Source organism: Variovorax sp. OV700 (assembly GCF_900099805.1).
Classification (GTDB): domain Bacteria; phylum Pseudomonadota; class Gammaproteobacteria; order Burkholderiales; family Burkholderiaceae_C; genus Variovorax.
Genome location: NZ_FNDR01000009.1, coordinates 222687 through 247909, shown reverse-complemented (window position 1 = coordinate 247909; position 25223 = coordinate 222687). Strand labels below are relative to the sequence as shown.

General features: G+C 66.5%; 25 protein-coding genes. 7 read left to right on the top strand and 18 right to left on the bottom strand.

The window, feature by feature from the left end; genetic code table 11:
* Window positions 1-139 precede the first annotated feature (139 nt).
* Both BLR24_RS21425 and BLR24_RS21420 read right to left on the bottom strand, forming a co-directional pair.
* Window positions 140-2095 carry an MFS transporter gene (locus tag BLR24_RS21425; protein ID WP_093020576.1) on the bottom strand — a complete coding sequence of 652 codons (1956 nt, stop codon included), beginning with the start codon at window positions 2093-2095 and terminating at the stop codon, window positions 140-142.
* Window positions 2096-2238: 143 nt separating this feature from the next.
* Window positions 2239-3093 (bottom strand): hypothetical protein, encoded by an 855-nt coding sequence (locus BLR24_RS21420; RefSeq protein ID WP_093020574.1) that lies wholly within the window; start codon window positions 3091-3093, stop codon window positions 2239-2241.
* Between the two features lie 140 nt (window positions 3094-3233).
* Here BLR24_RS21420 and BLR24_RS21415 point away from each other — a divergent pair, with 140 nt between their 5' ends.
* Window positions 3234-3968, top strand: coding sequence for a helix-turn-helix domain-containing protein (locus BLR24_RS21415; RefSeq protein WP_055807781.1), 735 nt, complete (start codon window positions 3234-3236; stop codon window positions 3966-3968).
* 15 nt (window positions 3969-3983) lie between these two features.
* On the opposite strand, the gene pyrF is transcribed toward BLR24_RS21415, so the two are convergent.
* From pyrF to BLR24_RS21385, 6 genes are all read right to left on the bottom strand, one after another.
* Entirely contained in the window at window positions 3984-4808 is an 825-nt protein-coding gene (gene pyrF / locus BLR24_RS21410) for an orotidine-5'-phosphate decarboxylase (protein ID WP_093020572.1), read from the bottom strand.
* A 33-nt stretch (window positions 4809-4841) separates the two neighbouring features.
* Entirely contained in the window at window positions 4842-5621 is a 780-nt protein-coding gene (locus BLR24_RS21405) for a uracil-DNA glycosylase family protein (RefSeq protein ID WP_093020570.1), read from the bottom strand.
* Entirely contained in the window at window positions 5618-6160 is a 543-nt protein-coding gene (gene rimI, locus BLR24_RS21400) for a ribosomal protein S18-alanine N-acetyltransferase (protein ID WP_093020568.1), read from the bottom strand. Before rimI ends, BLR24_RS21405 begins: the two co-directional genes overlap by 4 nt.
* 61 nt (window positions 6161-6221) lie before the next feature.
* On the bottom strand, window positions 6222-6950 hold the full coding sequence (tsaB, locus tag BLR24_RS21395; RefSeq protein WP_093020566.1) for a tRNA (adenosine(37)-N6)-threonylcarbamoyltransferase complex dimerization subunit type 1 TsaB: 729 nt from the start codon (window positions 6948-6950) through the stop codon (window positions 6222-6224).
* A complete protein-coding gene (locus tag BLR24_RS21390) occupies window positions 6943-7962 on the bottom strand; it encodes a DMT family transporter (RefSeq protein WP_093020564.1) in 1020 nt (339 codons plus the stop codon). The genes tsaB and BLR24_RS21390 overlap by 8 nt, the downstream gene beginning before the upstream one ends.
* A gap of 67 nt (window positions 7963-8029) precedes the next feature.
* Entirely contained in the window at window positions 8030-8794 is a 765-nt protein-coding gene (locus BLR24_RS21385) for a DeoR/GlpR family DNA-binding transcription regulator (protein WP_093020562.1), read from the bottom strand.
* Window positions 8795-8873: 79 nt separating this feature from the next.
* Between BLR24_RS21385 and BLR24_RS21380 the strand changes: the two genes are divergently transcribed.
* The 3 genes from BLR24_RS21380 (at window position 8874) to BLR24_RS21370 (ending at window position 12629) form a co-directional block, all read left to right on the top strand.
* Window positions 8874-9461, top strand: coding sequence for an NUDIX hydrolase (locus BLR24_RS21380; protein WP_093020560.1), 588 nt, complete (start codon window positions 8874-8876; stop codon window positions 9459-9461).
* Window positions 9462-9468: 7 nt separating this feature from the next.
* Complete coding sequence (gene dacB / locus BLR24_RS21375; RefSeq protein ID WP_093020558.1) at window positions 9469-10899, top strand: D-alanyl-D-alanine carboxypeptidase/D-alanyl-D-alanine endopeptidase; 1431 nt, start codon at window positions 9469-9471, stop codon at window positions 10897-10899.
* A gap of 140 nt (window positions 10900-11039) precedes the next feature.
* Window positions 11040-12629 carry an alpha/beta hydrolase family protein gene (locus BLR24_RS21370; RefSeq protein WP_093020556.1) on the top strand — a complete coding sequence of 530 codons (1590 nt, stop codon included), beginning with the start codon at window positions 11040-11042 and terminating at the stop codon, window positions 12627-12629.
* Between the two features lie 107 nt (window positions 12630-12736).
* Here the strand turns inward: BLR24_RS21370 and BLR24_RS21365 are convergent, their stop codons facing one another.
* Genes BLR24_RS21365 through purE form a run of 3 tightly spaced genes read right to left on the bottom strand, consistent with a single transcriptional unit; the run spans window position 12737 to window position 15467 of the window.
* The gene (locus BLR24_RS21365) at window positions 12737-13738 is read right to left on the bottom strand and encodes an L-threonylcarbamoyladenylate synthase (RefSeq protein WP_093020554.1); all 1002 of its coding nucleotides are present in this window, start codon (window positions 13736-13738) and stop codon (window positions 12737-12739) included.
* Window positions 13735-14925 (bottom strand): 5-(carboxyamino)imidazole ribonucleotide synthase, encoded by a 1191-nt coding sequence (locus tag BLR24_RS21360; RefSeq protein WP_093020552.1) that lies wholly within the window; start codon window positions 14923-14925, stop codon window positions 13735-13737. The genes BLR24_RS21365 and BLR24_RS21360 overlap by 4 nt, the downstream gene beginning before the upstream one ends.
* Entirely contained in the window at window positions 14922-15467 is a 546-nt protein-coding gene (gene purE, locus BLR24_RS21355) for a 5-(carboxyamino)imidazole ribonucleotide mutase (RefSeq protein WP_093020550.1), read from the bottom strand. The genes BLR24_RS21360 and purE overlap by 4 nt, the downstream gene beginning before the upstream one ends.
* Window positions 15468-15503: 36 nt before the next feature.
* On the opposite strand from purE, the gene BLR24_RS21350 reads away from it, so the two are divergent.
* The gene (locus BLR24_RS21350; RefSeq protein WP_093020549.1) at window positions 15504-16424 is read left to right on the top strand and encodes a tetratricopeptide repeat protein; all 921 of its coding nucleotides are present in this window, start codon (window positions 15504-15506) and stop codon (window positions 16422-16424) included.
* Between the two features lie 213 nt (window positions 16425-16637).
* Window positions 16638-17078 (top strand): META domain-containing protein, encoded by a 441-nt coding sequence (locus BLR24_RS21345; RefSeq protein ID WP_093020650.1) that lies wholly within the window; start codon window positions 16638-16640, stop codon window positions 17076-17078.
* A gap of 40 nt (window positions 17079-17118) precedes the next feature.
* Here the strand turns inward: BLR24_RS21345 and BLR24_RS21340 are convergent, their stop codons facing one another.
* The 3 genes from BLR24_RS21340 to BLR24_RS21330 form a co-directional block, all read right to left on the bottom strand.
* Window positions 17119-18024, bottom strand: coding sequence for a phosphoribosylaminoimidazolesuccinocarboxamide synthase (locus BLR24_RS21340; RefSeq protein ID WP_093020547.1), 906 nt, complete (start codon window positions 18022-18024; stop codon window positions 17119-17121).
* Between the two features lie 104 nt (window positions 18025-18128).
* Window positions 18129-19193, bottom strand: a complete 1065-nt coding sequence (gene fba / locus BLR24_RS21335; protein WP_013544161.1) for a class II fructose-bisphosphate aldolase — start codon at window positions 19191-19193, stop codon at window positions 18129-18131.
* Between the two features lie 134 nt (window positions 19194-19327).
* Entirely contained in the window at window positions 19328-19840 is a 513-nt protein-coding gene (locus tag BLR24_RS21330) for an Lrp/AsnC family transcriptional regulator (RefSeq protein WP_093020545.1), read from the bottom strand.
* Between the two features lie 152 nt (window positions 19841-19992).
* On the opposite strand from BLR24_RS21330, the gene BLR24_RS21325 reads away from it, so the two are divergent.
* Entirely contained in the window at window positions 19993-21009 is a 1017-nt protein-coding gene (locus BLR24_RS21325; RefSeq protein ID WP_093020543.1) for a 1-aminocyclopropane-1-carboxylate deaminase, read from the top strand.
* Window positions 21010-21092: 83 nt separating this feature from the next.
* Here BLR24_RS21325 and BLR24_RS21320 read toward each other — a convergent pair whose 3' ends face one another.
* From BLR24_RS21320 to pyk, 4 genes are all read right to left on the bottom strand, one after another.
* Entirely contained in the window at window positions 21093-21632 is a 540-nt protein-coding gene (locus tag BLR24_RS21320) for a hypothetical protein (RefSeq protein WP_093020541.1), read from the bottom strand.
* A gap of 36 nt (window positions 21633-21668) precedes the next feature.
* Window positions 21669-22706, bottom strand: coding sequence for a hypothetical protein (locus BLR24_RS21315; protein WP_139188783.1), 1038 nt, complete (start codon window positions 22704-22706; stop codon window positions 21669-21671).
* Window positions 22703-23413, bottom strand: coding sequence for a hypothetical protein (locus tag BLR24_RS21310; protein ID WP_093020537.1), 711 nt, complete (start codon window positions 23411-23413; stop codon window positions 22703-22705). The genes BLR24_RS21315 and BLR24_RS21310 overlap by 4 nt, the downstream gene beginning before the upstream one ends.
* 281 nt (window positions 23414-23694) lie before the next feature.
* Window positions 23695-25143 (bottom strand): pyruvate kinase, encoded by a 1449-nt coding sequence (pyk, locus tag BLR24_RS21305; protein WP_021012969.1) that lies wholly within the window; start codon window positions 25141-25143, stop codon window positions 23695-23697.
* Window positions 25144-25223: the final 80 nt, after the last annotated feature.

The following is a 25223-nucleotide window of genomic DNA, read 5'->3' as shown; positions in this document are numbered from 1 at the left end:
CGCGGCGTAGTGAAGGTGAGCGAATGATGGTTCGCTCCTGCACCGCGAGGATCAAATGCTTCAACCAGTTCTGGTTTGAGCCGCTATGAGTATCTTGGAAAGATACTTTTCGGCACCGGGCGTGCCGACAAGGCCGAGCCTAGGTGGCCAGCAAGCCGCTCACGCGCTGCTGCAGCGCCTCGGGCCGCACGTCGACTGGCGGCACCGCGTGACCGACGTTGAGGCCCACGCGGCTGTAGAAGCCACGCCGGAACGGCTTGGCCATGGCCACGTTCTGGCCGCCGCGCAGCTCGATTCGGCTGAAGTACGAGCCCCAGAGATTGGTCAGCGCCATCGGGATCACCGGCGGCTCGATGCCTTCGGCGCGCGCGCTTTCGATGATCTTCATCACACCGCCCTTGAAGGGTTGCAGCGTGCCGTCGCGCGTGATGGCGCCTTCGGGAAAGATCGCCAGCAGGTCGCCTTCACGCAGCACCTGCAGCGCCTTGGCAAAGGCGGCTTCGTAGGCCGCCGGGTCTTCTTTCTGCGGCGCGATGGGGATGGCCTTGGCCAGCTTGAACAGCCAGCCCAGCACCGGCACCTTGAAGATCCGGTGGTCCATGATGAAGCGGATCGGACGCGGGCTCGCGGCCATCAGCAGGATGGCATCGATGAAGCTCACGTGGTTGCACACCAGCACCGCCGCGCCTTCGGTCGGAATGTGCTCGTCGCCCTTGATCTCGAAGCGGTAGACGAAGTGCGACAGCATCCACGCGATGAAGCGCAGCAGGTACTCGGGCACCAGCATGAAGATGTAGAACGCCACCACCGCGTTGGCAATGCCGGTGAATAAAAAGATCTGCGGAATCGTGAAGCCGGCGCCGAGCAGTGCGCCCGCGATGACCGAGCTGCCGATCATGAACAGCGCATTGAGGATGTTGTTGGCCGCGATGATGCGCGCGCGGTGCGTGGGCTGGCTGCGCAGCTGGATCAGCGCGTACATCGGCACGCTGTACAGGCCTGCAAAGAGCGACAGCAGCGCAAGGTCGGCCATTACGCGCCAATGCGCGGCCTGGCTCACGAAGGCGCCGAGCCCCATGACCGCGACCGGCGGCAGCGCGCGGGACGCAAAGTACAGGTCGATGGCAAACACGCTCATGCCGATGGCGCCCAGCGGCACCAAGCCGATTTCCACCTGCCGGCGGCTCAGCGTCTCGCACAGCAGAGAGCCGATGCCAATGCCCACCGAGAACACCACCAGCAGCAGCGAAGCGACCTGCTCGTCGCCGTGCAGCACTTCTTTCGCAAAGCTGGGGAATTGGCTCAGAAACACCGCGCCGAAGAACCACATCCACGAGATGCCCAGCAGCGACCGGAACACCACGATGTTGCCGTGCGCGAGCTTGAGGTTGCGCCAGGTCTCGCTGAACGGGTTCCAGTTGATCACCAGCCCTGGGTCGGTGGCGGGCGCCGGTGGAATGGCCTGCGCCACGCCGCGCCCGACCAGTGCCAGCAGCACGCAGGCCACGGCCACCGTGGTGTGGCCGACCTGCGGCAAGGCCACCAGCAGCCCACCGGCCACCTGGCCGAGCAGGATGGCGACGAAGGTGCCCATCTCCACCATGCCATTGCCGCCCGTGAGTTCGCGCGCATCGAGCACCTGCGGCAGGTAGGCAAACTTGACCGGCCCGAACAGCGTCGAATGCAGGCCCATGAGGAACACGCAGCCCAGCAGCACCACCGCGTCGGCCCTGACGAAGCCCCAGGCCGCGAGCAGCATGATCGCGATCTCGAGGTTCTTCACGAAGCGGATGATCTTCGTTTTGTCGAACTTGTCGGTGAGCTGCCCTGCGGTGGCGGAAAACAGCAGGAACGGCAGGATGAACAGCGCACCGATGGCCAGGCCCGCCATGGCCGGCGGCATCCAGCTCAGCTGCAGCTGGTAGGTCACCATGACCGTGAAGGCGAACTTGAAGAGGTTGTCGTTCGCCGCGCCCGCGAACTGCGTCCAGAAGAAAGGCGCGAAGCGCCGCTGCCCGAGAAGCGCGAACTGGTTGGCGTGCGCGTTCGCTTCGTGAGGCGCAGTGGCGGCAGCAGCAGCGGCGGGGGTTGTCATTCGAAACATCTCCTCTTGTTTTTCAAGTCACTGCTCCCGCTCCTTCGTGAAACACCGAGGATCCGGCTCCGCCGGTCCTCTGGTGTTGCCCCCGGTAGGGGGTTGGCGCAGCGACACGAAGTGCGCGAAGACTGGGGGCGAGCCTATATCAGGGCGGCTGCGTCGGGATTGTGCCGCAGCAACGTTGCCCGCCAGCCGATATCGAGCTTCCTGAGCGCCGCGAGCACCGGCAGGCCGGCCAGCGATGCGGCCAGGTGTTTGAGGCTGTGGCCGGAGATCAGCTGCCCGGACATCTCGTAGATCGGCTCGTCGGCCAGCTCGAAGCCCTTGGCCAGCACATAGAAGAAGATCACCCAGCCGAGCTTGAGTCCGACGGCGCCGCGCATCGGCGTGGCCAGGGCCAGCGTCAGCACCACCGCCATGCCGCCGAACTGCACGATCGCCCAGGGCAGGACATTGCCGCTTTCATGGAACACCTCGACCGCCAGCAGGCCGGCTGCCAGCACGAACCAGGCCGCCGGCCAGCCGGCACGCTGGCTCACGCGCTCGCAGACCGCGATGCCGATCAGGCCGGCGAACGCCACCGCCATGCCGGCCCGGTCGGCCGCGAGCCGGGACGCGTCGGGCATCAGGTGAAAGAAGGCCGAGCCCGCGGCGGTGGCAATCAGCCCCGCGAAGAAAAGCCAGGCGCAGTCGAGCGTGTTGTCCGGCGGATCATTGGCCGGCGGTGCCAGCGGGAATTCGGCCAACGCCTGCTGATGGGCGCGGTCGATCCGGTGGAGCCGGTACAGGCCCCAGCAGCCCACAAGTGCGAAGGGCAGGTTGCTGAGCACGTCCATCGCATTGGGCAGGCCGTTCCAGGCGCGGCCGTCGGCAAACACCGAGGCGATCGCCACGTCCGCAGCCGGCAGTTCGGGCCCGAAGAGGGCCGCCAGCGCGAGCAGTGCAAAGGTGAAGAGCAATCCGCGTTCGCGGCGGCTGAGAGTGGGCGGGAGCATGGCGGTCCTCGTGGGGTGAGTGGTACGAGTCGCGGAATTTAGTTGCCAGCCTCTCTACAGGCATCGAGAATCGATACGAGGCATTAATTCACACCTTTCGGTATCTTCATTTAATACCCCCTTGCCAGCAAGCTACTTTCATGAGCACCACTGTCGACCTCGTCCAAGCCCTGAAGAACGAACTCAAGAGCGCCCGCATGACCTATGCCGACCTGGCACGGTCGCTTGACATGGCCGAATCCAGCGTCAAGCGCATGCTGGCCAAGAGCGACATGCCGCTTTCCCGCGTCGACGCCATCTGCCGCGCGCTCAAGATCGACTTTGCCGAGCTGGCGCGCCGCGTGGCCGACGCCCAGCCGCTCCTGAAGGAGCTCACGCAGGAGCAGGAAAAAGCGGTGGTCAAGGACAAGAAGCTCCTGCTGGTGGCGATCAGCGTGCTGAGCCAGTGGACGCTGGAGCAGATCGTGTCCTCGTACCGGATCAGCGAGGCGGAGTGCATCGGCTTTCTCGCGCAGCTGGACCGCATCGGCATCATCGAGCTGCGCCCGCTCAACCGCTACCGGCTGAAGCTGGCCAAGACCTTCCGCTGGCGGCCGCACGGCCCGGTGATGGAGTTCTTTCGGGAGAACGTGGTGCTCGACTACTACCGCGGCGGCTTCGACGGCCCGGCCGAAGGGCTGCTGCTGGTGCACGGCTCGATCAGCCGCTCGCTGGCGCCGGCGTTCCTCGACCGGCTGCAGCGCGTGGCGCAAGACTTTGCGCAGCAGCACCAGACGGACCAGAAGCTCTCGGCAAAAGACCGGGAGGGCTACACGCTGCTGCTGGGCATGCGCAACTGGGAATTCGAAGCTTTCACCCGGCTTCGCCGCGCCTGACGACCAGCGTTTGCTTCAGGGCTTGGCGGCTTCCAGCGCGTCGCGCGTAGCTCGAGCGGCGTTCTTCGCCGCAGCGGCAAAGTCCTCGCCCGACGATGCATAGATGATCGCGCGCGACGAGTTCACGATGATCGGCGCATCGGCGCGCCAGCCGGCACGCACCGTGGCCACCGCATCGCCGCCCTGGGCACCGACACCCGGAATCAGCAGCGGCACCGTGGGCGCGAGTTCGCGCACCCGTTCGATCTCCGCCGGATAGGTTGCACCCACCACGAGACCGAGCTGGCCGTTGAGGTTCCACGGACCCTGGGCCAGCTTGGCGACGTGCTCGTAGAGAAAAGGCTGGCCTTCGATGTCCGCGAGCCGCTGGCCCTGCAGGTCGGAGCCGCCGGGGTTGCTGGTGCGGCAGAGCAAAAAGGCGCCCTTGCCTTCATGCTTGAGGTAGGGCGCCACCGAATCGAAGCCCATGAAAGGCGACAGCGTCACCGCGTCGGCGCCATAGCGCTCGAAGGCCTCGATGGCGTACTGCTCGGCCGTGGAGCCGATGTCGCCGCGCTTGGCGTCCAGGATCACGGGCACATGGGGCGCATTGCGGCGCATGTGCTCCATCAGTTGTTCGAGCTGGGCTTCGGCGCGGTGGGCCGCGAAATAGGCGATCTGCGGCTTGAAGGCGATGACCAGGTCGGCCGTAGCGTCGACGATGCGCGCGCAGAAGTCATAGATGCGGCCCGCGTCGCCCTTGAGCTGCCCCGGGAATTTGGCTGGCTCCGGATCGAGCCCCACACAGAGCAACGAACCGTTTTTTTGCTGTGCGGTGGCCAGCTTGTCGAGGAAAGTCATGGGGCCTGATTTTAAGGACCCGCCCGCTTGCCCTTAATTCGACGGCGTTTGCTGTTCAGCGGCCAGGCAGAGATCGGCCCAGGCGCGCGCCTTGTCGGCGGGGTTTCGCAGCAGGTACGCCGGGTGGTAGGTGGCCACCACCGATACGCCCTGGATCGATGCCAGCGGCACGGCGCGTCCGCGCAATTTGCCGAGCGGATCGCCGCTTTGCATCAGGCTTTGCGCGGCCAGCGGCCCCATGGCAAGCACCAGGCTCGGTGCCAGCGCGGCGGCCTGTTCCTCGAAGGCTTCGGCCATGGGACGGGGGCTGCCGGGCTGGCCGGCTGCCACGCCGCGGTGAGTGCGCATCAGGTGCACCGGCGTCTTGCCGTCGTGCAGCTTGAGGGCGCGCAGCATGTTGTCGAGCAGCTTGCCGGCATCGCCCGCAAAGGGCTCGCCGTGGCGGCCGTCGGCCTCGGGCGGCATGTCGGCCACGACGAGCCAGCCGCCCAGGGCCGGCGCGGCTCCGGCCTCGGCGTAAAGGCGGCGGGGTGCCTCGACCAGCACCGCGGCGCCATGGGCGACCGGCGCGGCCGCGGAACGGGCCGCCGGGGCCGGTGCCGCAGCGGACCGTGCGGCCGGAGCGGGCGCCTCGGCGACGAAGCGTTCGCGCGTTTCTTCAACCGGCGGCGGCTCCGCGGCAACCGCCTTCGTTTCCACGGCAACCCTTGGCGCCTCGGCCACTTCGGGCATCGGCCACCAGACCTTCACGCCCATTTCGTCGAGCATCGCGCGCTGGCGCGCATCGAGCTTCAATGTCTGTACCGCGCTCATCGCAAAGCTCCCCAGGCGGAGCCTGTTTCATTCAGTCGCAGGCTCATGACGACGGCGTCTTCGCGCTTGCCTTCGTGGGCCGGATAGTAGCCCTTGCGCACGCCGACACTGCGGAAACCCTGGCGCACGTAGACGTCGAGGGCACGCTGGTTGCTCTGGCGAACTTCGAGCCAGAGCCACAGCGCGCCTTCGCCACGCGACCAGCCGGTCAGCGCGGCGAGCATCAGGGGCGCCCATCCCTGGCGCTGGAACGCCGGCGCCACAGTGAAGTTGAGCAGGTGCACTTCGTCCACGCCCTTCATGGCGACGAAATATCCGATCAGCGTTTCGCCGAGCATCGTCACCGGCGTGTCCAGTTCGGGCACCGAGACGGGCGCCAAGAGGCATTGACAGTGGTAACCCACCGCCATCGAGTCGATGAAGTTGGCCCGCGTCCACGGATGGCTGTAGGCCGTCTGCTCGACCGCGCAGACCGCATCGAGCCGCTCGACGGTGAGCGGTTCGAGGCGGGCTTCTACGGGCTGAAGAACGGCACTCATTGGATTACCTCCGTGCTTCGCACTGCGATGCGAGCTTGCTTGGGGCGGCCCGGCGCGGCGCTCATGACTTGCTGGCAGCAGGTGAAACCGCGACGGCAGCTGCCTTGATGGCAGCGCGCTCATCGGTCGTTTGCGCCACTTTATCGCGAACATAGAGCGGCCAGGCATGTGCCGCATCCACCGTGCGGCCGGCGGCCAGCAGCGCGGGCGCGAGGCGGAGCATGGCGGTGGCGGTCGGCAGGACTTCATGGCGCGCCGCGGCGGGCGCCAGGCGGGGGCCGTAGGCGGCAAAGGCGTTGCCGGCGAGGCACCAGCCGGGGGGCACGTCGAGCGCTTCAGGTGCGAGCAGCAGCGGCTCGCCGCCATTGCCTTGCAGGGCACCGAGCGCACCGTCACCGTCGAAGTCGTAGCGCGCGGCATAGAGCTGGTCCATGCGGGCATCCAGGGCGGCCACCACTTGGCGGGCGCCGAAAGTGTGGCGGGCTTCCTCGGCCACGGCCAGCAGCGTGTCGACCGGCAGCAGCGGCACGCCGGAGCCGAAGGCCAGGCCCTGCGCCACCGAGCAGGCTGTGCGCAGACCCGTGAAGGAACCCGGTCCGCGGCCGAAGGCAATGGCGTCCAGCGCGGCCAGTTCGAGCCCGGCCTCGGCCAGCAATTGCAGGATGAGCGGGATCAGCGTGCTCGACGCCTGCGCGCCGCCGGCACCGCTGTGAGTAACCAGGCGTTCGCCGTGGCGCACCGCCACGGACAGGTGTTCGGTGCTGGTGTCGAAAGCCAGGAGCTTAGGCATCGCGTCGTCCCATGGCGGTGGCCGGAACCGCGGGCATCGCGGCATGGCGCGCGCCGGCTGCCGATTTCTGCACGCCGAAAAGGATGCCGGCGGTCACCAGCAGCAGGCCGGCAATCAGGTTCCACTGCAACGGCTCGTCCAGCCAGATCACCGCCCCGAAGGCCGAGAGCCCGGGCACCAGCGCCGTGATCATGGTGCTGCGCACCGGACCGAAGTACTGGATCATCTTCGTGAAGGTAATGCCCGAGATGACCACCGAACCCACGCCCTGGAACAGCATCTGGAACGCCACCTCTCCCCAGGGCGCGGAGCCGATGCGGCTCGCGACCGCACCGCCCGCCACCAAGAGGCTGTAGACGGGGACGTAGGTCAGCAGTGCGAAGACGGTGATGGCGATGGTCGCGCGCACGGCGTCGAGTCCATGGCGGCGTGCCACCACGCTGTAGCAGGCCCAGCAGAACGCGGCCGACATGAAAAGCAGGTCGCCCTTCCAGACCTCGCCGCCCTCGAAGGCGTGCAGCAGGCTGCGCCCGCCGACCACCAGATCGCCGGCCACGATCAGCGCCAGCCCGAAAGCGCGGCCGGGCGTGATGCGGTCGCGCAGCACCAGCGCGGCCAGCAGCGTGGTCCACAACGGCAGGCTGCCGGGCATGAGCACCGAGGCATGGCCGGCCGGCGCAAAGAAGAAGCCGCTGTAGGCCAGCGCGGCATAGAAAACGCCACCAAGAATGCCGGCGCCGGCTGTCACGCGCAGCGACAGGGGCGAGAGGCCGAAAAGCGAGGAGGCGGTGGTACCGTCCTTTTTCCGGAGGTCCTTCATCACCATCCAGGCGCCCCAGGGCACCAGCACCAGGCTGGCGCCGCAAATGCGCGCTAGCGCTAGGTCGAACGGGGTGAGCGAGCGCCCGGCCGAGGCCCGGGCGATCACGATGAAGGCCGTCCAGACCAGCACGGTGACCACGGCCGCGCCGATACCGAGCGTACGGGGCGAGAGGCGGGGCGGGGCGGGCATTCCCCGATTATCGAGGGCCCGCCCTTGGCCGCGCCGATCAGGGGCGAATCGGCGCCGAATGCGGCAATCAGCCGTCGGCGCTGCGCAGGATGTCGAGCCCGGCCTTGCGCAGCGGCGCCAGCGCAGTCTCCGGCGCTTCCGGCGCCACCAGGATGCTGGTGGCCGCCGATACCGGATTGACCATCCAGGCCGAAGCGGCGCCGATCTTTTCGGATGACGCCAGCACCACTGTCTCGGCCGCGGCCGCCATGAGGGCGCGCTTGATCGCCGCCTCTTCGGAATCGCCGGTGGTCAGCCCAGCCTCGGCATGCACGCCGGTCACGCCCAGGAAGCAGGTGTCGGCGTGGATGCGAGAGATGGCGTCCATGGCCGCCGCACCCACCGCCACCATCGAATGTTTGAAGAGGCGCCCACCGATCAGCATCACCTCGACGTCGGCATGGCCCACCAGTTCGACCGCGACCGACGGGCTGTGAGTGACGATGGTGGCGCGCAGGGTCTTCGGCAGGTGCCGCGCCAGCTGGACGGCCGTGGTGCCGCCGTCGATGAACACCACCTGCCCGGGCCGGACCAGCCGCGCCGCGGCGCGGCCGATGGCCACCTTCTCCGCGGTCGCGAGTTGCAGTCGACCCGCGAAATCGGCTTCGGCCCTGGCGAGCGGGAGCGCGCCGCCATGCACGCGCTGCAACAGGCCCTCGGCCGCCAGTTCGCGCAAGTCGCGGCGGATGGTGTCTTCCGACAGGGAAAGCGCCTCGCTGAGCGACTTGGCGACAACGTTGCCGTCGCGCTGCAGGACCGAGAGGATGTGTTGTTTGCGCTGGCGGGTGAGCATCGGTCGATGGTAGCGGGCGAGGAGGTCGATTGCACGAATTTTCTTGTTTTTGCACGAATTTACACATAAGCTGCGCGCCATGACACTTCACGACCGCGTCCGGGTGCACGAAGTCACCCTGCTTTCCGACAACTGGTACACGCTGAAGACCACCGCCTTCGACTGGCGGCGCAACGACGGCCAGTGGCAGCGCATGCACCGGGAAACCTACGACCGCGGCAACGGCGCCACGCTGCTTCCGTACAATCTGGCGCAGCGCACGGTGCTCCTGACGAGGCAGTTCCGCTACCCCGCCTTCGTCAACGGGCATGGCGACCTGCTGATCGAGGCGGCGGCCGGCTTGCTCGACCACGCCGCCCCCGAGGAGCGCATTCGCGCCGAGGTGGAGGAAGAACTGGGCTATCGGCTCGGCGCGGTGCAGAAGATCCTCGAAGCCTTCATGAGCCCGGGCTCGGTCACCGAGAAGCTGCACTTCTTCATTGCCGAATACGAGCCTTCGATGCGCATCGGCGAAGGCGGCGGCCTGGCTGCGGAAGGGGAAGATATCGAAGTGCTCGAACTGCGCATCGACGAGGCGCTGGCCATGGTGGCGGACGGGCGCATCGTTGACGCCAAGACCGTGATGCTGCTCTATCACGCGCAATTGCATGTTTTCGCGTCGAGATAATCGGCCGATGCTTCTTCTTCGCCGCTCCTTCCTTCGTACTGCCTGCGCCCTGTCCTTGACCGCATGGGCCGCCTCGAGTGCCTTTGCCCAGCAGGCTTTCCCGACCGAAGTAGAGGCCGCGCTCGCGCGCGCCAAGGTGCCGCGCGATTCGGTGACGATGCTGGTGGCCGATGCCGACGGCGTGCGCCCGCCGCGGCTGGCCTGGCGCTCGCAGGTGCAGGTCAATCCCGCGTCGATCATGAAGCTGGTCACCACTTATGCCGCACTCGACATGCTGGGCCCAGCCTACAGCTGGAGCACCCCGGTCTACATCGACGGCACGGTGAGCAACGGCGTGCTCAACGGCAACCTCTACATCAAGGGCCAGGGCGATCCCAAGCTGGTGCTGGAACGCGCGTGGCTGCTGCTGCGGCGCGTGCAGGGGCTGGGCATCACCACCGTGAGCGGCGACATCGTGCTCGACCGCAGCGCCTTCGAAAACACGATCGAGAACGACCCCGGCGCCTTCGACGGCGAGCCGCTGCGGCCCTACAACGCCTCGCCCGACGCGTTGCTGGTCAACTTCAAGTCGGTCAACATGATCTTCACGCCCGAGCGCGGCAGCCAGCAGGCGCGCGTGAGCTACGAGCCGCCGCTGGCCAGCGTGTCGATGCAGCCCACGGTGGCGCTCGCGCCGGGCGAATGCGGCGACTGGCGCGCGGCAATCAAGCCCGACTTCAGCGATCCGAACCGCATCCGATTCACGGGTGCGCTTCCGGCCGCCTGCGGCGAAAAAAGCTGGGCCGTGGCGTACGCCGACCCGCGCACCTACGGCCTGCGCGCCATGGGCGGCCTGTGGGCCGAGATGGGCGGCCGCGTCGGCGGCCAGATGCGCGAAGGCCGGGTGCCAGCGGGCCTCCGGCCGGCCTTCGAATTCGGATCGCCGCCGCTCGCGGAGGTGGTGCGCGACATCAACAAGTACAGCAACAACGTGATGGCGCAGCAGCTGTTCCTCACGATCGGGCTCACGCAGAAGAACCGCGGTAGCTTCGAGGCCTCGCGCAGCGCACTGGGCCAGTGGTGGCGCGACCGCATCGGCACCGGCGAGGCGCCGCCGGTGTTCGACAACGGCTCGGGCCTGTCGCGCGAGGAGCGCATCAGCGCGGCGGCGCTCGGCAAGATGCTGCAGGTGGCCTGGCGCTCGCCGGTGATGCCGGAACTGGTGTCGTCGCTGCCCGCCACGGGCGTGGACGGCACGCTCAGGAAGCGCGCGCTGCGCTCGGGCGGCGCGGCCCACCTGAAGACGGGCTCGCTGCGCGATTCGGCCGGCGTGGCCGGCTACGTGCACGGCGCGAGCGGCCGGCGCTACGTGCTGGTGGCCATTGCCAACGGCGAGAACGCGGGGGCTGCGCGCGCCGCGTTCGACGCGCTGGTCGACTGGGCTTCTCAGGACAACTGAGCCGCCGGCCGGCGGCCGATCCGGAGGCGGCCGTGTACTGAAAACTTCTCTAGGTATACGCGCCGCTTGCGCCCGGGCATGGCGCTGCACAGAATCGGACGCCCGTTCGGTCCGACTGACAAAACATCAAGAGGCACGCCTTGAACCAGCCCCAAAGACAACTTTCGTCTCCGCTGTATCGGCTTTCGGCGCTCGCCGGCGTCACCTTGCTGCTGGCCGCCTGCGGTGGCGGTGGCGGTGGAGGGGGTGGCGGCATCGGCGTGGGGTTTCCGCCGCCGGTCGGCGACACCGGCCGCGGATCGGTCGTCACCGATCCGCCCGAGCAGACCGCAAAGCTGACGGCCGACCAATTCAGGACCAACCTGCAGGCCAGCGACCAAGGCAAGGCCTTGCTGCAGGTGGCCGGCACGCCCAAGTGCGGGGTGGAGGTGCGCTATCTCGAGTACCGCACGGTGGGTGGCAAGGGCGAGGCCACCAACGCGACGGCCGCGATCATGCTGCCGTCAGGGGCCGACGTGGCCTGCAATGGCGCGCGTCCGGTGGTGCTGTATGCGCACGGCACCACTGCCGCCCGCAACTACAACCTCGCCAAGTGGACCGACTCGACCCAGCCGGCCGCAGGCGAAGGCCTGACCATCGCCGCGATGTTCGCGGCGCAAGGCTACATCGTGGTGGCACCCAACTATGCGGGCTACGACAAATCGACGCTGCCCTATCACCCGTATCTCAATGGCGACCAGCAGGGCAAGGACATGGTCGATGCGCTCACGGCGGCGCGCAAGACTTTTTCGGGCATCGATGCGGCGGACGCTGGCTCGCTGCTGATCACCGGCTATTCGCAGGGCGGCTACGTCGCGATGGCGGCGCACCGCGAGATGCAGGCCACGGGCAAGGCGGTGACGGCGTCGGCGCCGCTCTCGGCTCCGTCGGCCATCGGCCTGCTGGCGGACTACACCTTCCTGGGCTGGCCGGCGCTCGGCAGCACGCTCTTCGTGCCGCTGCTCTCGGCCAGCTGGCAGCAGCAGTTCGGCGACGTGTACGGCAACACCGCCGACATCTACGAAGCGCAGTACGCCACCGGCATCGACACCCTGCTGCCGAGCCTGACGCCCCTCACCACCCTGTATGCCAATGGCAAGCTGCCGCAGCTTGCGCTGTTTCCCGCCGGCGCAACGCCGGGACCGGTGAGCCCGGAGCTGTCGATCTTCTATGGCGCCAACCACCTGATCCGCCAGACCTACCTGACGCAGGCCGCCGGCGACGTCCTGGCAAATCCCTGCCCCGGCAATGCGCTGCCCGCCACGGCTGGCTCGCTCAGCACGACCTCGCCGCTGGACTGCAGGCCGGCCGTGGGCTTCCGCAGGGCGGCGCGCGCCAACGATCTGCGCAACTGGCTGCCGGCCCGGCCGGTGCTGATGTGCGGCGGGGCCAACGACCCGACCGTGAACTTCCTGAGCACCCGCGCCACGGCCGGCTACTTTCGTGCCCGCGGCATGCCCGCCGCCGCGCTGACGGTGATCGACCTGGAAGACACGGCCACCACCGACGCCTACTCCACCGCGCGCGCCGGCTTCGCGCAGGCCAAGAGCACCTTGGCGCAGAACACCCCCGGCAGCGACGCCGACAAGCGGCAGGCCGTCACCCTGGCCTACCACGGCACGCTCGCGCCGCCGTTCTGCCTGGCCTCGGCCCGAGGTTTCTTCCAGGGCGTGCTGGCCGCGGGCGGTTAAAAGGGGCTCCCTTCCATAAATGCCGTGGAACCGGCTCTGCCGGGCCACTGGCATTGCCCCCTGCAAGGGGGTTGGCGAAGCGACACGAAGTGCGCGAAGACTGGGGGTTAGCTCAGGGACGCGCGCTGGAGGCGGTCGCGTACGCCTTCCCATTCGGGCGTGTCGGGCGGGGTCTCGACCCAGATCAGCTTGACGCCCTCTGCGTCGAACTGGCGCAATACCGCAAACAGCTGGTGCGCGCTGGCCACTGCATCGTCAGGCATGCGCCGCTGCAGCACGCGCTGCGATGGGCTGCGTAGCTCGGCGCGCGACCACACCGCGATGTTGGCGGCACCCGCGCCGAGCACGTCGAGCGCGGTCTGGATCGCCTTGGCGTCCATCAACCGCAGCTTGGCGTTGGGCGCGTAGTGCGCCTCCAGAGTGCCCGGGGCGCGCGGGTCGGGCGTTTCGAGCACCTCGCGGTTGCTGAGGCGCTCGCCGAGGGCGGCCTCGATCTGCGCACGCGTGATCAGGCCCGGGCGCAGCAGCACCGGCGCGCCGCGGCTGCAGTCGACGATGGTCGATTCGATGCCCACCTCGCAGGCGCCGCCGTCGATCACCGGCAATGAGTCGCCAAATTCGTCGACCACGTGCTGCGCGGTGGTCGGGCTGACGCGGCCGAAGCGGTTGGCGCTCGGCCCGGCGAGGCCCGGCACGCCCTGCTCGGCGCAGGCCTCGAGCAGCGCCTGTGCCACCGGATGCGAAGGGCAGCGCAGGCCGATGGTGTCCTGCCCGCCGGCCGCCGCGCCAGCCACGCCAGGCTGGCGCGTGACGATCAGCGTCAGGGGACCGGGCCAGAAGGCCTGCACCAGCTTCTGCGCGAAGGGCGGCAGCGGCTGCGCAAAGCGCGACAACGACTCGGTGCCCTTGATGCCGGCCGCCACGTGGACGATCAGCGGATGGTCGGCCGGCCGGCCCTTGGCCTTGAAGATTCCGCCCACCGCCATGTCGCTGGTGGCATCGGCGCCCAGCCCGTAGACGGTTTCGGTCGGAAACGCGACCAGCCCGCCCGCGCGCAGCACGCGAACGGCTTCGGCAATGGCGTGGGGATCCTGCCCGTCGAGGATCATGCGAAATCGGCCGCCGTAAGGGGCGGCAGGCCGAGCAGCGTGGCGGCCTGGGAAGCCGCGGCTCGCACGCTTTCCAGCGTGGCGCCGGTGAGGGTCAGGTGGCCCATCTTGCGGCCGCGACGCGGTTCGATCTTGCCGTACAGGTGCAGGTGCACGCCCGGCAACGCGAGCACGTCGCTCCAGCGCGGTGAGGCCGGCTTGCTGCCGCCCGCGGTGAACCACAGGTCGCCGAGCAGGTTCAGCATGATCGCCGGGCTGTGCTGGCGCGGCTGGGCCAGCGGCAGACCCGCGAGCGTGCGCACCTGCAGCTCGAACTGCGACACGTCGCAGGCTTCCATGGTGTAGTGGCCGCTGTTGTGCGGCCGCGGGGCCATTTCGTTCACCACCAGCGAGCCGTCGGTCAGCACGAAGAATTCGACGCACAGCACGCCGACATAGTTGAGCCCGGTGGCGATGCTCTTGGCGGAATTGATGGCCGCCTGCGCCACGGTCTTGGGCATGTTCTGCGCATGCACCTCGGTCACGGCCAGGATGCCGTCGCGGTGCAGGTTGCGCTGGGGCGGAAAGTACACGATCTGCCCGTCGCGGCCGCGCGCGACGATGACCGAGCATTCGAACTCCAGCGGCAGCATCTTCTCGAGCACGCAGGGCACGCAGTGCGCGGCCTGCCAGGCGTCGACCAGCTCGGCACGCGTGGTCACACGCTGCTGCCCCTTGCCGTCGTAGCCGAGGCGCGCGGTCTTGAGAATGCCGGGCATCAGCCCGTCTTCACCGGCCGCGAGCTGGGCCGCGGTCTCGATGACCGCGTACGGTGCGCAGGCCACGCCGCAGCGCGTGAAATGGGCCTTTTCGGCGATGCGGTCCTGCGCGATGGCAATGGCGGCGGCATCGGGCGACACGGGCCGGGCGGCCGACAGCTTGTCCAGCGAGGGGGCCGGCACGTTCTCGAACTCGGTCGTGACCGCATCGGCCAGGCCTGCGAGCCGCGCCAGGCCGTCGACGTCGGCGTAGTCGGTGTGGATGTGGTGATGGCTCACGCGGCCGGCCGGGCTGTCGGAATCGGGGTCGAGCACGGCCGTGAAATAGCCCATGCGCTGGGCGGCATGGGCAAACATGCGGCCCAGCTGGCCGCCACCAAGCACGCCGAGCGTGGCGCCCGGAAGAATGGGCAGGCCGTTGTTGGTCATAGCGCACCTCCGCCCTGGGGCGAAAAGGGGGATACGGCGGCGCCGTCCACCGGCGGCGGCAGCGCCATGGCTTCGGCCGCGGCCGTCTGCGCGGCGCGGAAGGCATCGAGCCTGGCGCGCAGCGCCGGGTCGTTCACCGCCAGCATCGACACCGCGAACAGCGCCGCGTTGGCAGCGCCCGCATTGCCGATGGCAAAGGTGGCCACCGGCACGCCCTTGGGCATCTGCACGATGCTGTAGAGCGAATCGACACCCTGCAAGTGACGGCTGGCCACCGGCACGCCGAGCACCGGCACCGTGGTTTTGGAGGCCAGCATGCCCGGCAGGTGAGCCGCGCCGCCCGCGCCCGCGATGATGGCGGCGAGCCCGCGCCCGGCGGCACTTTCGGCGTACGCGAAGAGCGCATCGGGCATGCGGTGGGCCGAGACCACCTTCGCTTCGTGCTGGATCCCGAATTGCTGGAGAATCTCGACCGCGTTGCGCATCGTCTCCCAATCGGAGTTCGAGCCCATCACTACACCGACCTGAATGGTTTCGTTCATGGTTTCAATTTTACGTTTCACCCCCAGCTGGTTCCGATGATCGACATCACTCTCGAAAATTTTCAGGCCGAACTGATCGAAGGTTCGGTCGCCACGCCGGTGCTGCTCGACATCTGGGCCGAGTGGTGCGGACCCTGCAAACAGCTCGGCCCGGTGCTCGAAAAGCTCGAAACCGAGTACGCCGGCCGTTTCACGCTGGCCAAGCTCGACGCCGACAAGGTGCCGCAGATTTCGTCGCAGCTGTCCGAAATGTTCGGCGTGCGCAGCATTCCGTTTTGCGTGATGTTCAAGGACGGCCAGCCGGTCGACGGCTTCGTCGGTGCCATTCCGGCTGAGAAAATCCGTGAATTCCTCGACAAGCACGTGCCCGGCGCCGACGAAGCCGAGGCGGCTTCCGAAGGAGCCGCGGCCCAGGACGCCCTGGCCGAGGGCGACACCGAAGGTGCGCTGGAGCGGCTGCAGCATGCCGTGGCCACCGATCCGGCCAACGACGACGCCCGCTTCGACTACGTCAAGCTGCTCCTTCAGATGGGCCGCATCGACGAGGCCAAAGTGGCCTTTGCACCGGTGATCGCCAAGACCACGCTGGTGCGCCGCTTCGATTCGCTTCGGCGCTGGATGGATGCGATCGATTTTGCGGCGCCGCCTTCAGGCCCGGCGCCCACGCTGGCCGACTTCGACGCCAAAATTGCCGCCAGCAAGCGCGACTTCGACGCCCGCTTTGGCCGTGCGCAGCTGCTGATGGATGCGCAGCGTTGGACCGATGCCATGGACGAGCTGCTCGAAATCCTCATGCGCGACAAGAGCTGGAACGAAGAGCTCGCGCGCAAGACCTACATTGCGATCCTCGATCTGATCGAGCCGCCGAAGATCAAGGTAGCCGACGGGCAGATCCCGCCAGACGATCCGGTGGTAGCCACCTACCGCCGGCGCCTCAGCAGCGTGGTGCTGAGCTGATCGACGAATTTGCGCATCTCCGAATGCGCAGTTCCCAAAAAGCGACTCCCGAGTCGCTTTTTTTTGTTGCTTTCAATCCGCCGTCGACGTCAGTCAGCGTGTGCAAGGTCGTGCGCACCATAGTGGCGGGCGGCGCCGTCTTGGCGAGCCCAGGCGGCGTCGCATACGATGGCGCCGATTCAACTTGTTGCAATTGAGAAGGAAAAATCGGCCATGCGCTCCCTCGCCCGTCTCGCGCTCCCCGCCCTCGCGACCGCACTGCTGGCCGCCGCCCTGTCCGCCTGCGGCAGCGGCATCAGCCTCGACGAGCCGATCGAAGGTCCGGTCTGGCGTCTCGCGCAACTGGGCGGCGAACCCGTGGCGACCGGCGGCGATGCGCAGATCCAGTTCGACCGCAGCAGCGGCCGCGTCAGCGGATCGGGCGGCTGCAACCGCGTCTCGGGTTCGTTCACGCGCAGCGGCATCACGCTGCGCATCGGCCAGCTGGCATCGACCCGCATGGCCTGCGCGGACCCGGTGCGCGGCGCCAATGAGGCGCAGTTCATCTCGGCGCTTCAGACCACCGCGAGCTACCGGCTCGCCGGGCCCGGGCAGCTCGCGCTGCTCGATGCGAGCGGCCGGACCGTGGCCACGCTGAACGCGGCGATGCACTGAAGGCTGCCGCCGGGAGCGCTCTTCGCGCTCCTTTTTTTCGTCAGCCGGTGAGGCGTTCCAGCGCTTCGCGGTACTTGGCCGCGGTCTTCTCGATGACTTCGGCCGGCAGGCGCGGCGCCGGCGGCGTCTTGTCCCAGGGCTTGCCATTGATCTTGGTGGCTTCGAGCCAGTCGCGCACGAACTGCTTGTCGTAGCTCGGCGGATTGGTGCCGGCGGACAGCGCGGCCTGGTAGCCCTCGACCGGCCAGTAGCGCGAGCTGTCGGGGGTGAGCACTTCGTCCATCAGCACCAGCGTGCCGGCTTCGTCCAGGCCGAACTCGAACTTGGTGTCGGCAATGATCATTCCCTTGGCCAGCGCGATTTGCGCGGCGGTTTCGTAGATCTCCAGGCTGGTCTCGCGAATCTGCTGCGCCAGCTTGGGGCCGACGATCTCGACGACGCGGTCGTAGCTGATGTTCTCGTCATGCTCGCCGGCAGCCGCCTTGGCGGCGGGCGTGAAAATCGGGCGCGGCAGCTTGCTGGCGTTGGTGAGCCCTTCGGGCAGCGGCACGCCGCAGACCGAGCGGCTTTCCTGGTATTCCTTCCAGCCGCTACCGGCCAGATAGCCGCGCACCACCGCCTCGACCGGGATCGGCGTCAGGCGCTTGACCAGCATCGAGCGGCCCGTGACCTGCGGCACCTCTTCGGGCGTGACCGCGCTTTCGGGCGCGTCGCCGGTCAGATGGTTGGGGCACAGCTGGCCCAGGCGGTCGAACCACCACAGCGCCATTTGCGTCAGGATTTCGCCCTTGCCCGGGATCGGCTCGCCCATGATCACGTCGAAGGCGCTGAGCCGGTCGCTCGCGACCATCAGGATGCGGTCCTCTCCGACGGCGTAGTTGTCGCGCACCTTGCCGCGCGCAAGCAGGGGCAGGCTCTGGATGGAGGAGGTGTGGACGGTGGTCATGGGGCGTGCTGTGCGAAAACGGGTGGCGTGACGGGAAAAACGGATTGTGCGCGCAGAAAAAAGCCACCGCGAACGGTGGCCTGCGAATCGCGAAAAAAGTTTCTTTAGACGACTTCTTGCGCGAGCTCGCCCTTGGCGTACTTGGCGGCCACGACCTGCAGCGTGTCGCCCTTGATCTTGGCGCCCTGGCCTTCGCAGCCGAACTCAATGTAGCGCTGCTTGCAGATCAGCTTGGCGGCTTCGCGCGCGGGCTTGAGCCATTCGCGGGCGTCGAACTTCTCGGGGTTCTCGGCCAGGAACTTGCGCACCGCGCCGGTCATCGCCAGGCGGATGTCGGTGTCGATGTTGATCTTGCGCACGCCGTGCTTGATGGCTTCCTGGATTTCCTTCACGGGCACGCCGTAGGTTTCCTTCATGTTGCCGCCGTACTGGCGAATGATGGCCAGCAGTTCCTGCGGCACGCTCGACGAGCCGTGCATCACCAGATGGGTGTTGGGAATGCGGCGGTGGATTTCCTTGATGCGGTCGATCGCCAGGATGTCGCCGGTGGGCTCGCGCGTGAACTTGTAGGCGCCGTGGCTGGTGCCGATGGCAATGGCCAGCGCGTCGATCTGGGTGCGCTTGACGAAGTCGGCGGCCTGCTCGGGATCGGTCAGCAGCTGCTCGCGCGTCATGGTGTCGTCGGTGCCGTGGCCGTCTTCCTTGTCGCCCTTCATGGTCTCCAGCGAGCCCAGGCAGCCGAGCTCGCCTTCGACGGTCACGCCCAGGCGGTGGGCCATGTCCGACACCTTCTTGGTGACGTCCACGTTGTAGTCGTAGCTTGCAATGGTCTTGCCGTCGGCCTCGAGCGAGCCGTCCATCATCACCGAGCTGAAGCCCAGGTCGATGGCGCCCTTGCAGACGTCGGGGTTCTGGCCATGGTCCTGGTGCATGACCAGGGGGATGTTCGGGTACTGCTCGATCGCGGCCTGGATCAGGTGCTTGATGAAGGCTTCACCGGCGTATTTGCGGGCACCGGCGCTGGCCTGCAGGATGACGGGCGCGCCGGTTTCCTTGGCGGCCTCCATGACGGCCTGGACCTGTTCCAGGTTGTTGACGTTGAAGGCCGGAATGCCGTAGCCGTTGGCGGCTGCGTGGTCCAGCAGTTCGCGCATCGAGACGAGTGCCATGGGAAATACCTCGCGGAAATAGGGAAAAAAGAAGGCGGAAAGACGAGAGAAAACTGCCGCAATTCTATCGAGCCCCCTTGTGGGACGGCACTGACAGGTACCTCAAGGTACCAGGATGGGCGTGGCGGATGCCTCTAGATCGGCAGTTGCGTGGTCGACAGCACCTGCTTGAGCACCACGAAAGTCCGGATCTGCCGCACGCCGGGCAGGTACAGCAACTGCTCGGCGTGCAGGCGGTTGAAGCTGTCGTTGTCGCGCGTTCGCACGAGCATGAAGTAGTCGAACTCGCCCGTGACCACATGGCATTCCAGGCAGCCGGACACCTTTTGCGCGGCCTTCTCGAAATCGGCGAACGAGTCGGGCGTCGAGCGGTCGAGGACCACGCCGATCATCACCAGCATGCCCAGCTCCAGGGCCTTGGCATCGAGCAATGCCACGATGCCCTGGATGAGCCCCGCCGCCTTGAGCCGCTCGACCCGGCGCAGGCAGGCCGGCGCGCTGAGATTGACCTTGGCCGCCAGCGCCACGTTCGACACCGAGGCATCGCGCTGCAGGGCGCGAAGAATTGCGCGATCCGTGCGGTCGAGCTCCACCGTCGCCGCTTCGGCCGCCTGCGCCGGCGTGGTACGCAACTTTGTTGTGCTCATCTCTTCCTTTGCAAACCAAAAACACTCGATCTGTCGATCTTGTCTTTTTTTTGCTCGTATTTCCACCGAAGTTTGCAACCACGTTTCTTCGCCTTCTTTCTACGATCGATGTCATTCCTCTCCCCTTTTTTCATTTCCTCTGGAGCACATCGATGAACCTCGAGAAATTTCCCCGCCATGCCCTGACCTTCGGCCCCACGCCGATCCATCCGCTCAAGCGCCTGAGCGCGCATCTGGGCGGCGAAGTCGAGCTCTACGCCAAGCGCGAGGACTGCAACAGCGGCCTTGCCTTTGGCGGCAACAAGACACGCAAGCTCGAATACCTGATTCCCGAGGCGCTCGAGGGTGGCTACGACACGCTGGTGTCGATCGGCGGCATCCAGTCGAATCAGACCCGCCAGGTGGCCGCCGTGGCCGCGCACCTGGGCATGAAGTGCGTGCTGGTGCAGGAGAACTGGGTCAACTATTCGGACGCGGTGTACGACCGCGTCGGCAACATCGAGATGTCACGCATCATGGGCGCCGATGTGCGGCTGGACAACGCGGGCTTCGACATCGGCATCCGCAAGAGCTGGGAAGAAGCCATGGACGACGTGCGCAAGGCCGGCGGCAAGCCCTTTCCCATTCCGGCCGGCTGCTCGGAGCACCGCTACGGCGGGCTCGGCTTCGTCGGGTTTGCCGAGGAAGTGCGCCAGCAGGAAGCCGAGCTGGGCTTCAAGTTCGACTACATCGTGACCTGCTCGGTCACGGGCAGCACGCAGGCCGGCATGGTGGTGGGCTTTGCGGCCGATGGCCGGGCCGACCGCGTGATCGGCATCGACGCATCGGCCAAGCCGCAGCAGACCTTCGAGCAGATCGTGCGCATTGCCAGGAACACGGCCGAACTGGTCGAACTGGGCCGCGACATCACCGACAAGGACGTGGTGCTCGACCGCCGTTTCGGCGGCCCTGAATACGGTCTGCCCAACGACGGCACGCTGGAATCGATCCGGCTTTGCGCGCGCCTGGAAGGCATGCTGACCGACCCCGTGTACGAGGGCAAGTCGATGCACGGAATGATCGAGAAGGTGCGCCTGGGCGAATTCCCGGCCGGCTCGAAGGTGCTGTATGCGCACCTCGGCGGCGTGCCGGCGCTAAACGCCTACAGTTTCCTCTTCCGCAACGGCTGAGCGAACTCGGCTCGCGCGGCAGATCTCCGTCATGTAGGCACCCGCCGAGCCCGTCTATCCTTTCGACGATTTGTGCCGCTCCGTCAGCGCGGTTTGACGCGCACATACTCCCCAGAGGGCTTGGCGGACTTGTCCGCCCTGACGCACAAGTGTCCCTCGCACAGCGTGACATCGGCCTCGTTGTAAGCCTTGAGCAATGTGGCAGCAATCTGGTTCTTTGCGATCTCGTCGTAGTAGTGACTCGATAACCAAACACTGCCCCCCAGCATCAACACCAGGCTGCCCAACGTGATGCCTGCAACCTTCCAGATCAGATGGCGGTGCAACGCCTCGGCACGTCGGAACTGCGCGCTCAAGGCAAGGGAAGCCTGATGGATTTGTTCGCCTGCTTCGCGCAGGCGCCGTTCATAGTCGGAAACCGGCCGCTCGATGCCGCCGCGAACATCTGCAAGCACCGCCTCTGGCAGCCGGTTCAGCTGTTCGTTGACGGCCTGGCGCACCACGCCCGGCACCTGTTGGGAAAGCCTCTGAAGTTCCGAGCCGGATTGCTCGCATTGGCGCTCGAACTTTTCGACCAGTGCGCTCATCTTGCTGGCCAAGGCCAGCATGGTTTGATCGTTCACTTTTATTTGCCTCGCCTGTTCCGTGCATCGATGGGTTCAATGGCGCATGACCATCACCGGCGCCTCCATTGCAGGCTGCTGCTGCGCTTGCGCCTGTTGTTGCGCAACCCATTGCTCCTGGCGATCCACCTCCGCAATTCCCTCTGCGATCACCTCGCGGCCCGGCGGCAGGTCCGCCAACGTCTGTTGCATTCTTCTGAAGGTGGCGTCATCGGCGCTCAGCATGCGGTCCAGAAATGCGGACAGGTCGTCGGTGGGTGAGAGCTCCTTGGATGACGTCTGCGGCGTGCGTTGCGCTTCGCCCATTGCTCCTACAGGCGCGGCACGAGGCAGCATGCGGCTCGCTTCGACGTCACAGAATTGGCCGTAGGTTTGCCTGGTGTTAGATGTGATGTTGCCCCTGTTGTTCTGAGCCAGCGCAAAGGCGGCCGCCTCCATGACCTGAGTGGCCGTCATGTGGCCGGGTTCTTCCCGTGCGGCATCGGAAATGCGTCTGGCGATCAGATGGTCCTGGCCTTCGCCCCGGCTGCCGTACACCCCTTCACCGCGCCAGCGGGATTTCAGTTGAACTTCCTGTTCCGTGAGGGGCCGTTGTTCGAGTTCGGCAGCCAAGCGATTGGTTTCCAGGATCTCATCGCGCACTTTGACTTCGTTGTAGTGGGCGTAGCCTTCGGTCAGGTGGCAGGCGCTCTCGTAAGCGGCCTTGTCTTTTCCCGTCAGGGCGTTGGAGCGCGCGGTCGCGATGGCGGCATTGGGTTCTTCAACGCGAAAGTGCCCGAGTTCGTGGGCCAGGATGCTGACCGTGCCTTCGGAGGTGTCGAAGCGGTCGGAGGCGATGTGGAGGTAGCCTGGGAAGTCCTTGCTCATCGGCGTGCTGTACTCGCCCGCACCGGTCCTGGGATTGACCTCTGCAGCGACGGTGTAGTCACTGGCTGCGTAAGCGCGCATGTCGGCCTTGAGGGTTTCCGACCTGTTGATCATCGCGAGTGCGTCCGGCGAAATGTTGTACGCCTTGAATTTGTTATTTTTGTCGGCCATCCACTCTGCTGTGATGGCTGTGGTAATCGTGCTCATTTCTTGCCTTCCTCCCTCTGATTTTTCAATGATTCGAGGTCGCGCTGGACGGTAATGCGTCCCACGCATTCGTAGTAGCTGAAATCGAATTCAACTCGCCCGTTGCTGGGCCCCTTGAAGAAGCGGGGAGTGACATAGAAGATGCCCTGGAGCTTTCCTGTTTGAAAGGGCGGCGATGGCACCACCCCTGGCAACGCCACAGCAGGCGCTACGGTACGGTGTGGCGAGACGGTAAAGCCATCGCCGAAGGTGGCGATCACATCCGCCAGTGTCACGCATGATTTCCTGATGTCGACGGCAAAGCTGAAGTACCTTTTCCCCCCAATTCTTGGTCTGTCGTCATCCGCACGCGTGTAGTAAAAGTTGCTGACGCCCGCTGGCAAATGTTGAAGCTCTTCTGCATTCCCCGCCCCCGCCGAGATTCGCCAAGGGACGTTTCTGGACTCGCTGTAGTCCCGGTCGTTCTTGATCTCCAGCGTCTCATGAAACAGGCGGTTTGGATCGGAAAGGTCATCCGTCCGCGCGATGCACCACGCCAGTTCGACGATGGGGTGTTTCGGCGGCCGGGCTTCGGCGCTCTGAACCGCGCATGACGCTGTCGTCGAGGAGTTGAAATTCGATCCCCCCGGCAGAACGCCGCACCCTGCAACGGACACCGCCGCCGCCAAGGCCAGCAGCAGCGCTTTGAATGCACGCAATTGCTTCATTGATGTTCCTGCCCTTCCGGATGTCGCGATCACATCCGCAGTGTCACGCAGGATTTCTTGGGGTCGATTCAAAACCCACACGCCTTTTCCCGCCGATCGTGAACTTATCGACGTCTATGCGTTGGAAGGGTTGAAATCCGACACACCCGGCGGAACGCCGCACCCTGCAACGGACAGCGCGTCAGCAAGGCCGGCAGCATCGCCTTGGATGTAGCAAATTGCCCATTTGATGTCCCCCGCCCTTCCGGCGCTCGAGACATCGTCGATGCCCGCTCGATCAATCAGCTGGCGCGGCAGATCTTGAGCATGTTGGTGCCGCCCGGGGCGCCCATCGGCTCACCGCAGGTGATTGCGTAGACATCGCCGGTCTGCACGATGCCGCGCTTCTTCAGGTGGGCTTCGGCCTGCTCGAGCGCGGTGTCGCGGTCGCTTTCCGAATCCATCAACAGCGGGCGCACGTTGCGGTAGAGCGCCATCCTGCGCTGCGTGGCAAGGCGCGAGGTCAGTGCGTACATCGGAATGTGCGCGCGGTGGCGGCTCATCCACAGCGGCGTGGAGCCCGACTCGGTGAGCGCCACGATGGCCTTGGCGCCGAGATGATGGGCGGTGAACAGCGCGCCCATGGCAATCGACTGGTCGATGCGGCTGTAGGTCTTGCCGCTGAAGTCGGCATCGAGCATCTTGTCCTCGGCCGATTCGGCGGCTTCGCAGATGCGGCTCATCTCCTGCACGGTTTCGAGCGGGTAGCGGCCCGAGGCGGTTTCGGCCGAGAGCATCACGGCATCGGTGCCGTCGAGCACGGCATTGGCCACGTCGCTCACCTCTGCGCGCGTGGGCACGGGGTTGGTGATCATCGACTCCATCATCTGGGTCGCGGTGATCACCACCTTGTCCATGTCGCGCGCCATGCGGATCATCTTTTTCTGCAGCGCGGGCACGGCGGCATTGCCCACCTCCACCGCGAGATCGCCGCGCGCCACCATGATGCCGTCGCTTGCGCGCAGGATTTCTTCCAGCTTGGGAATGGCCTCGGCACGCTCGATCTTGGCGATCAGGCCCGGCTTGTGGCCGAATTCGGCCGCCGCCACGTTGCACAGCTGGCGCGCCATTTCCATGTCGGTGGCGTTCTTGGGAAAGCTCACCGCCACATAGTCGGCCTGGAAGCTCATCGCGGTCTTGATATCTTCCATGTCCTTGGCCGTGAGCGCCGGCGCCGTGAGGCCGCCGCCCTGCTTGTTGATGCCCTTGTTGTTGGAGAGCTCGCCGCCCAGCTTGACGGTGGTGTGCACCGCCTCGCCGCGCACCGCGTCGACCGTGAGCACGATGAGGCCGTCGTTCAGCAGCAGCTTGTCGCCGGGGCGCACGTCGCGCGGCAGGTCCTTGTAGTCGAGGCCGACCGCGTCGGTGTCGCCGGGTTCGGTGCGCGAGGCGTCGAGCACGAACTTGGCGCCGGGCTCGAGCCAGACCTTGCCTTGCGCAAACTTGCCGACACGGATCTTGGGGCCCTGCAGGTCGGCCATGATCGCCACTTCGCGGCCCGTCTTGCGGGCAGCCTCTCGCACCATGGCGGCGCGGTCGATGTGGTCCTGCGCCGTGCCATGGCTGAAATTGAGCCGCACCACGCTGACCTTGTTCAGGATCATCTGTTCCAGCAGCTCGGGCGTATTGGACGCCGGGCCGAGCGTGGCGACGATCTTGGTGGCGTGGCGAGGAAGGCGATCCGTGATCATTGAGCTAGTCTCCATTTTGTATTCTCTACTGTATACACTTTATGTGACTACAGGAAGTAGACGCGGCGCGCGCCGCGTGA

What these genes read in the sequence shown, in the direction of transcription:
- BLR24_RS21390 (WP_093020564.1), bottom strand. Translation starts at nt 7,962, where the DNA reads ATGCCCGCCCCGCCCCGCCTCTCGCCCCGTACGCTCGGTATCGGCGCG.
- BLR24_RS21310 (WP_093020537.1), bottom strand. Translation starts at nt 23,413, where the DNA reads ATGAAGCAATTGCGTGCATTCAAAGCGCTGCTGCTGGCCTTGGCGGCG.
- BLR24_RS21380 (WP_093020560.1), top strand. Translation starts at nt 8,874, where the DNA reads ATGACACTTCACGACCGCGTCCGGGTGCACGAAGTCACCCTGCTTTCC.
- BLR24_RS21315 (WP_139188783.1), bottom strand. Translation starts at nt 22,706, where the DNA reads ATGAGCACGATTACCACAGCCATCACAGCAGAGTGGATGGCCGACAAA.
- purE (WP_093020550.1), bottom strand. Translation starts at nt 15,467, where the DNA reads ATGAACGAAACCATTCAGGTCGGTGTAGTGATGGGCTCGAACTCCGAT.
- fba (WP_013544161.1), bottom strand. Translation starts at nt 19,193, where the DNA reads ATGGCACTCGTCTCGATGCGCGAACTGCTGGACCACGCAGCCGCCAAC.
- BLR24_RS21365 (WP_093020554.1), bottom strand. Translation starts at nt 13,738, where the DNA reads ATGATCCTCGACGGGCAGGATCCCCACGCCATTGCCGAAGCCGTTCGC.
- dacB (WP_093020558.1), top strand. Translation starts at nt 9,469, where the DNA reads ATGCTTCTTCTTCGCCGCTCCTTCCTTCGTACTGCCTGCGCCCTGTCC.
- BLR24_RS21330 (WP_093020545.1), bottom strand. Translation starts at nt 19,840, where the DNA reads ATGAGCACAACAAAGTTGCGTACCACGCCGGCGCAGGCGGCCGAAGCG.
- BLR24_RS21345 (WP_093020650.1), top strand. Translation starts at nt 16,638, where the DNA reads ATGCGCTCCCTCGCCCGTCTCGCGCTCCCCGCCCTCGCGACCGCACTG.
- BLR24_RS21350 (WP_093020549.1), top strand. Translation starts at nt 15,504, where the DNA reads ATGATCGACATCACTCTCGAAAATTTTCAGGCCGAACTGATCGAAGGT.
- BLR24_RS21325 (WP_093020543.1), top strand. Translation starts at nt 19,993, where the DNA reads ATGAACCTCGAGAAATTTCCCCGCCATGCCCTGACCTTCGGCCCCACG.
- pyk (WP_021012969.1), bottom strand. Translation starts at nt 25,143, where the DNA reads ATGATCACGGATCGCCTTCCTCGCCACGCCACCAAGATCGTCGCCACG.
- pyrF (WP_093020572.1), bottom strand. Translation starts at nt 4,808, where the DNA reads ATGACTTTCCTCGACAAGCTGGCCACCGCACAGCAAAAAAACGGTTCG.
- BLR24_RS21425 (WP_093020576.1), bottom strand. Translation starts at nt 2,095, where the DNA reads ATGACAACCCCCGCCGCTGCTGCTGCCGCCACTGCGCCTCACGAAGCG.
- BLR24_RS21415 (WP_055807781.1), top strand. Translation starts at nt 3,234, where the DNA reads ATGAGCACCACTGTCGACCTCGTCCAAGCCCTGAAGAACGAACTCAAG.
- BLR24_RS21405 (WP_093020570.1), bottom strand. Translation starts at nt 5,621, where the DNA reads ATGAGCGCGGTACAGACATTGAAGCTCGATGCGCGCCAGCGCGCGATG.
- BLR24_RS21340 (WP_093020547.1), bottom strand. Translation starts at nt 18,024, where the DNA reads ATGACCACCGTCCACACCTCCTCCATCCAGAGCCTGCCCCTGCTTGCG.
- BLR24_RS21385 (WP_093020562.1), bottom strand. Translation starts at nt 8,794, where the DNA reads ATGCTCACCCGCCAGCGCAAACAACACATCCTCTCGGTCCTGCAGCGC.
- BLR24_RS21360 (WP_093020552.1), bottom strand. Translation starts at nt 14,925, where the DNA reads ATGACCAACAACGGCCTGCCCATTCTTCCGGGCGCCACGCTCGGCGTG.
- rimI (WP_093020568.1), bottom strand. Translation starts at nt 6,160, where the DNA reads ATGAGTGCCGTTCTTCAGCCCGTAGAAGCCCGCCTCGAACCGCTCACC.
- BLR24_RS21420 (WP_093020574.1), bottom strand. Translation starts at nt 3,093, where the DNA reads ATGCTCCCGCCCACTCTCAGCCGCCGCGAACGCGGATTGCTCTTCACC.
- tsaB (WP_093020566.1), bottom strand. Translation starts at nt 6,950, where the DNA reads ATGCCTAAGCTCCTGGCTTTCGACACCAGCACCGAACACCTGTCCGTG.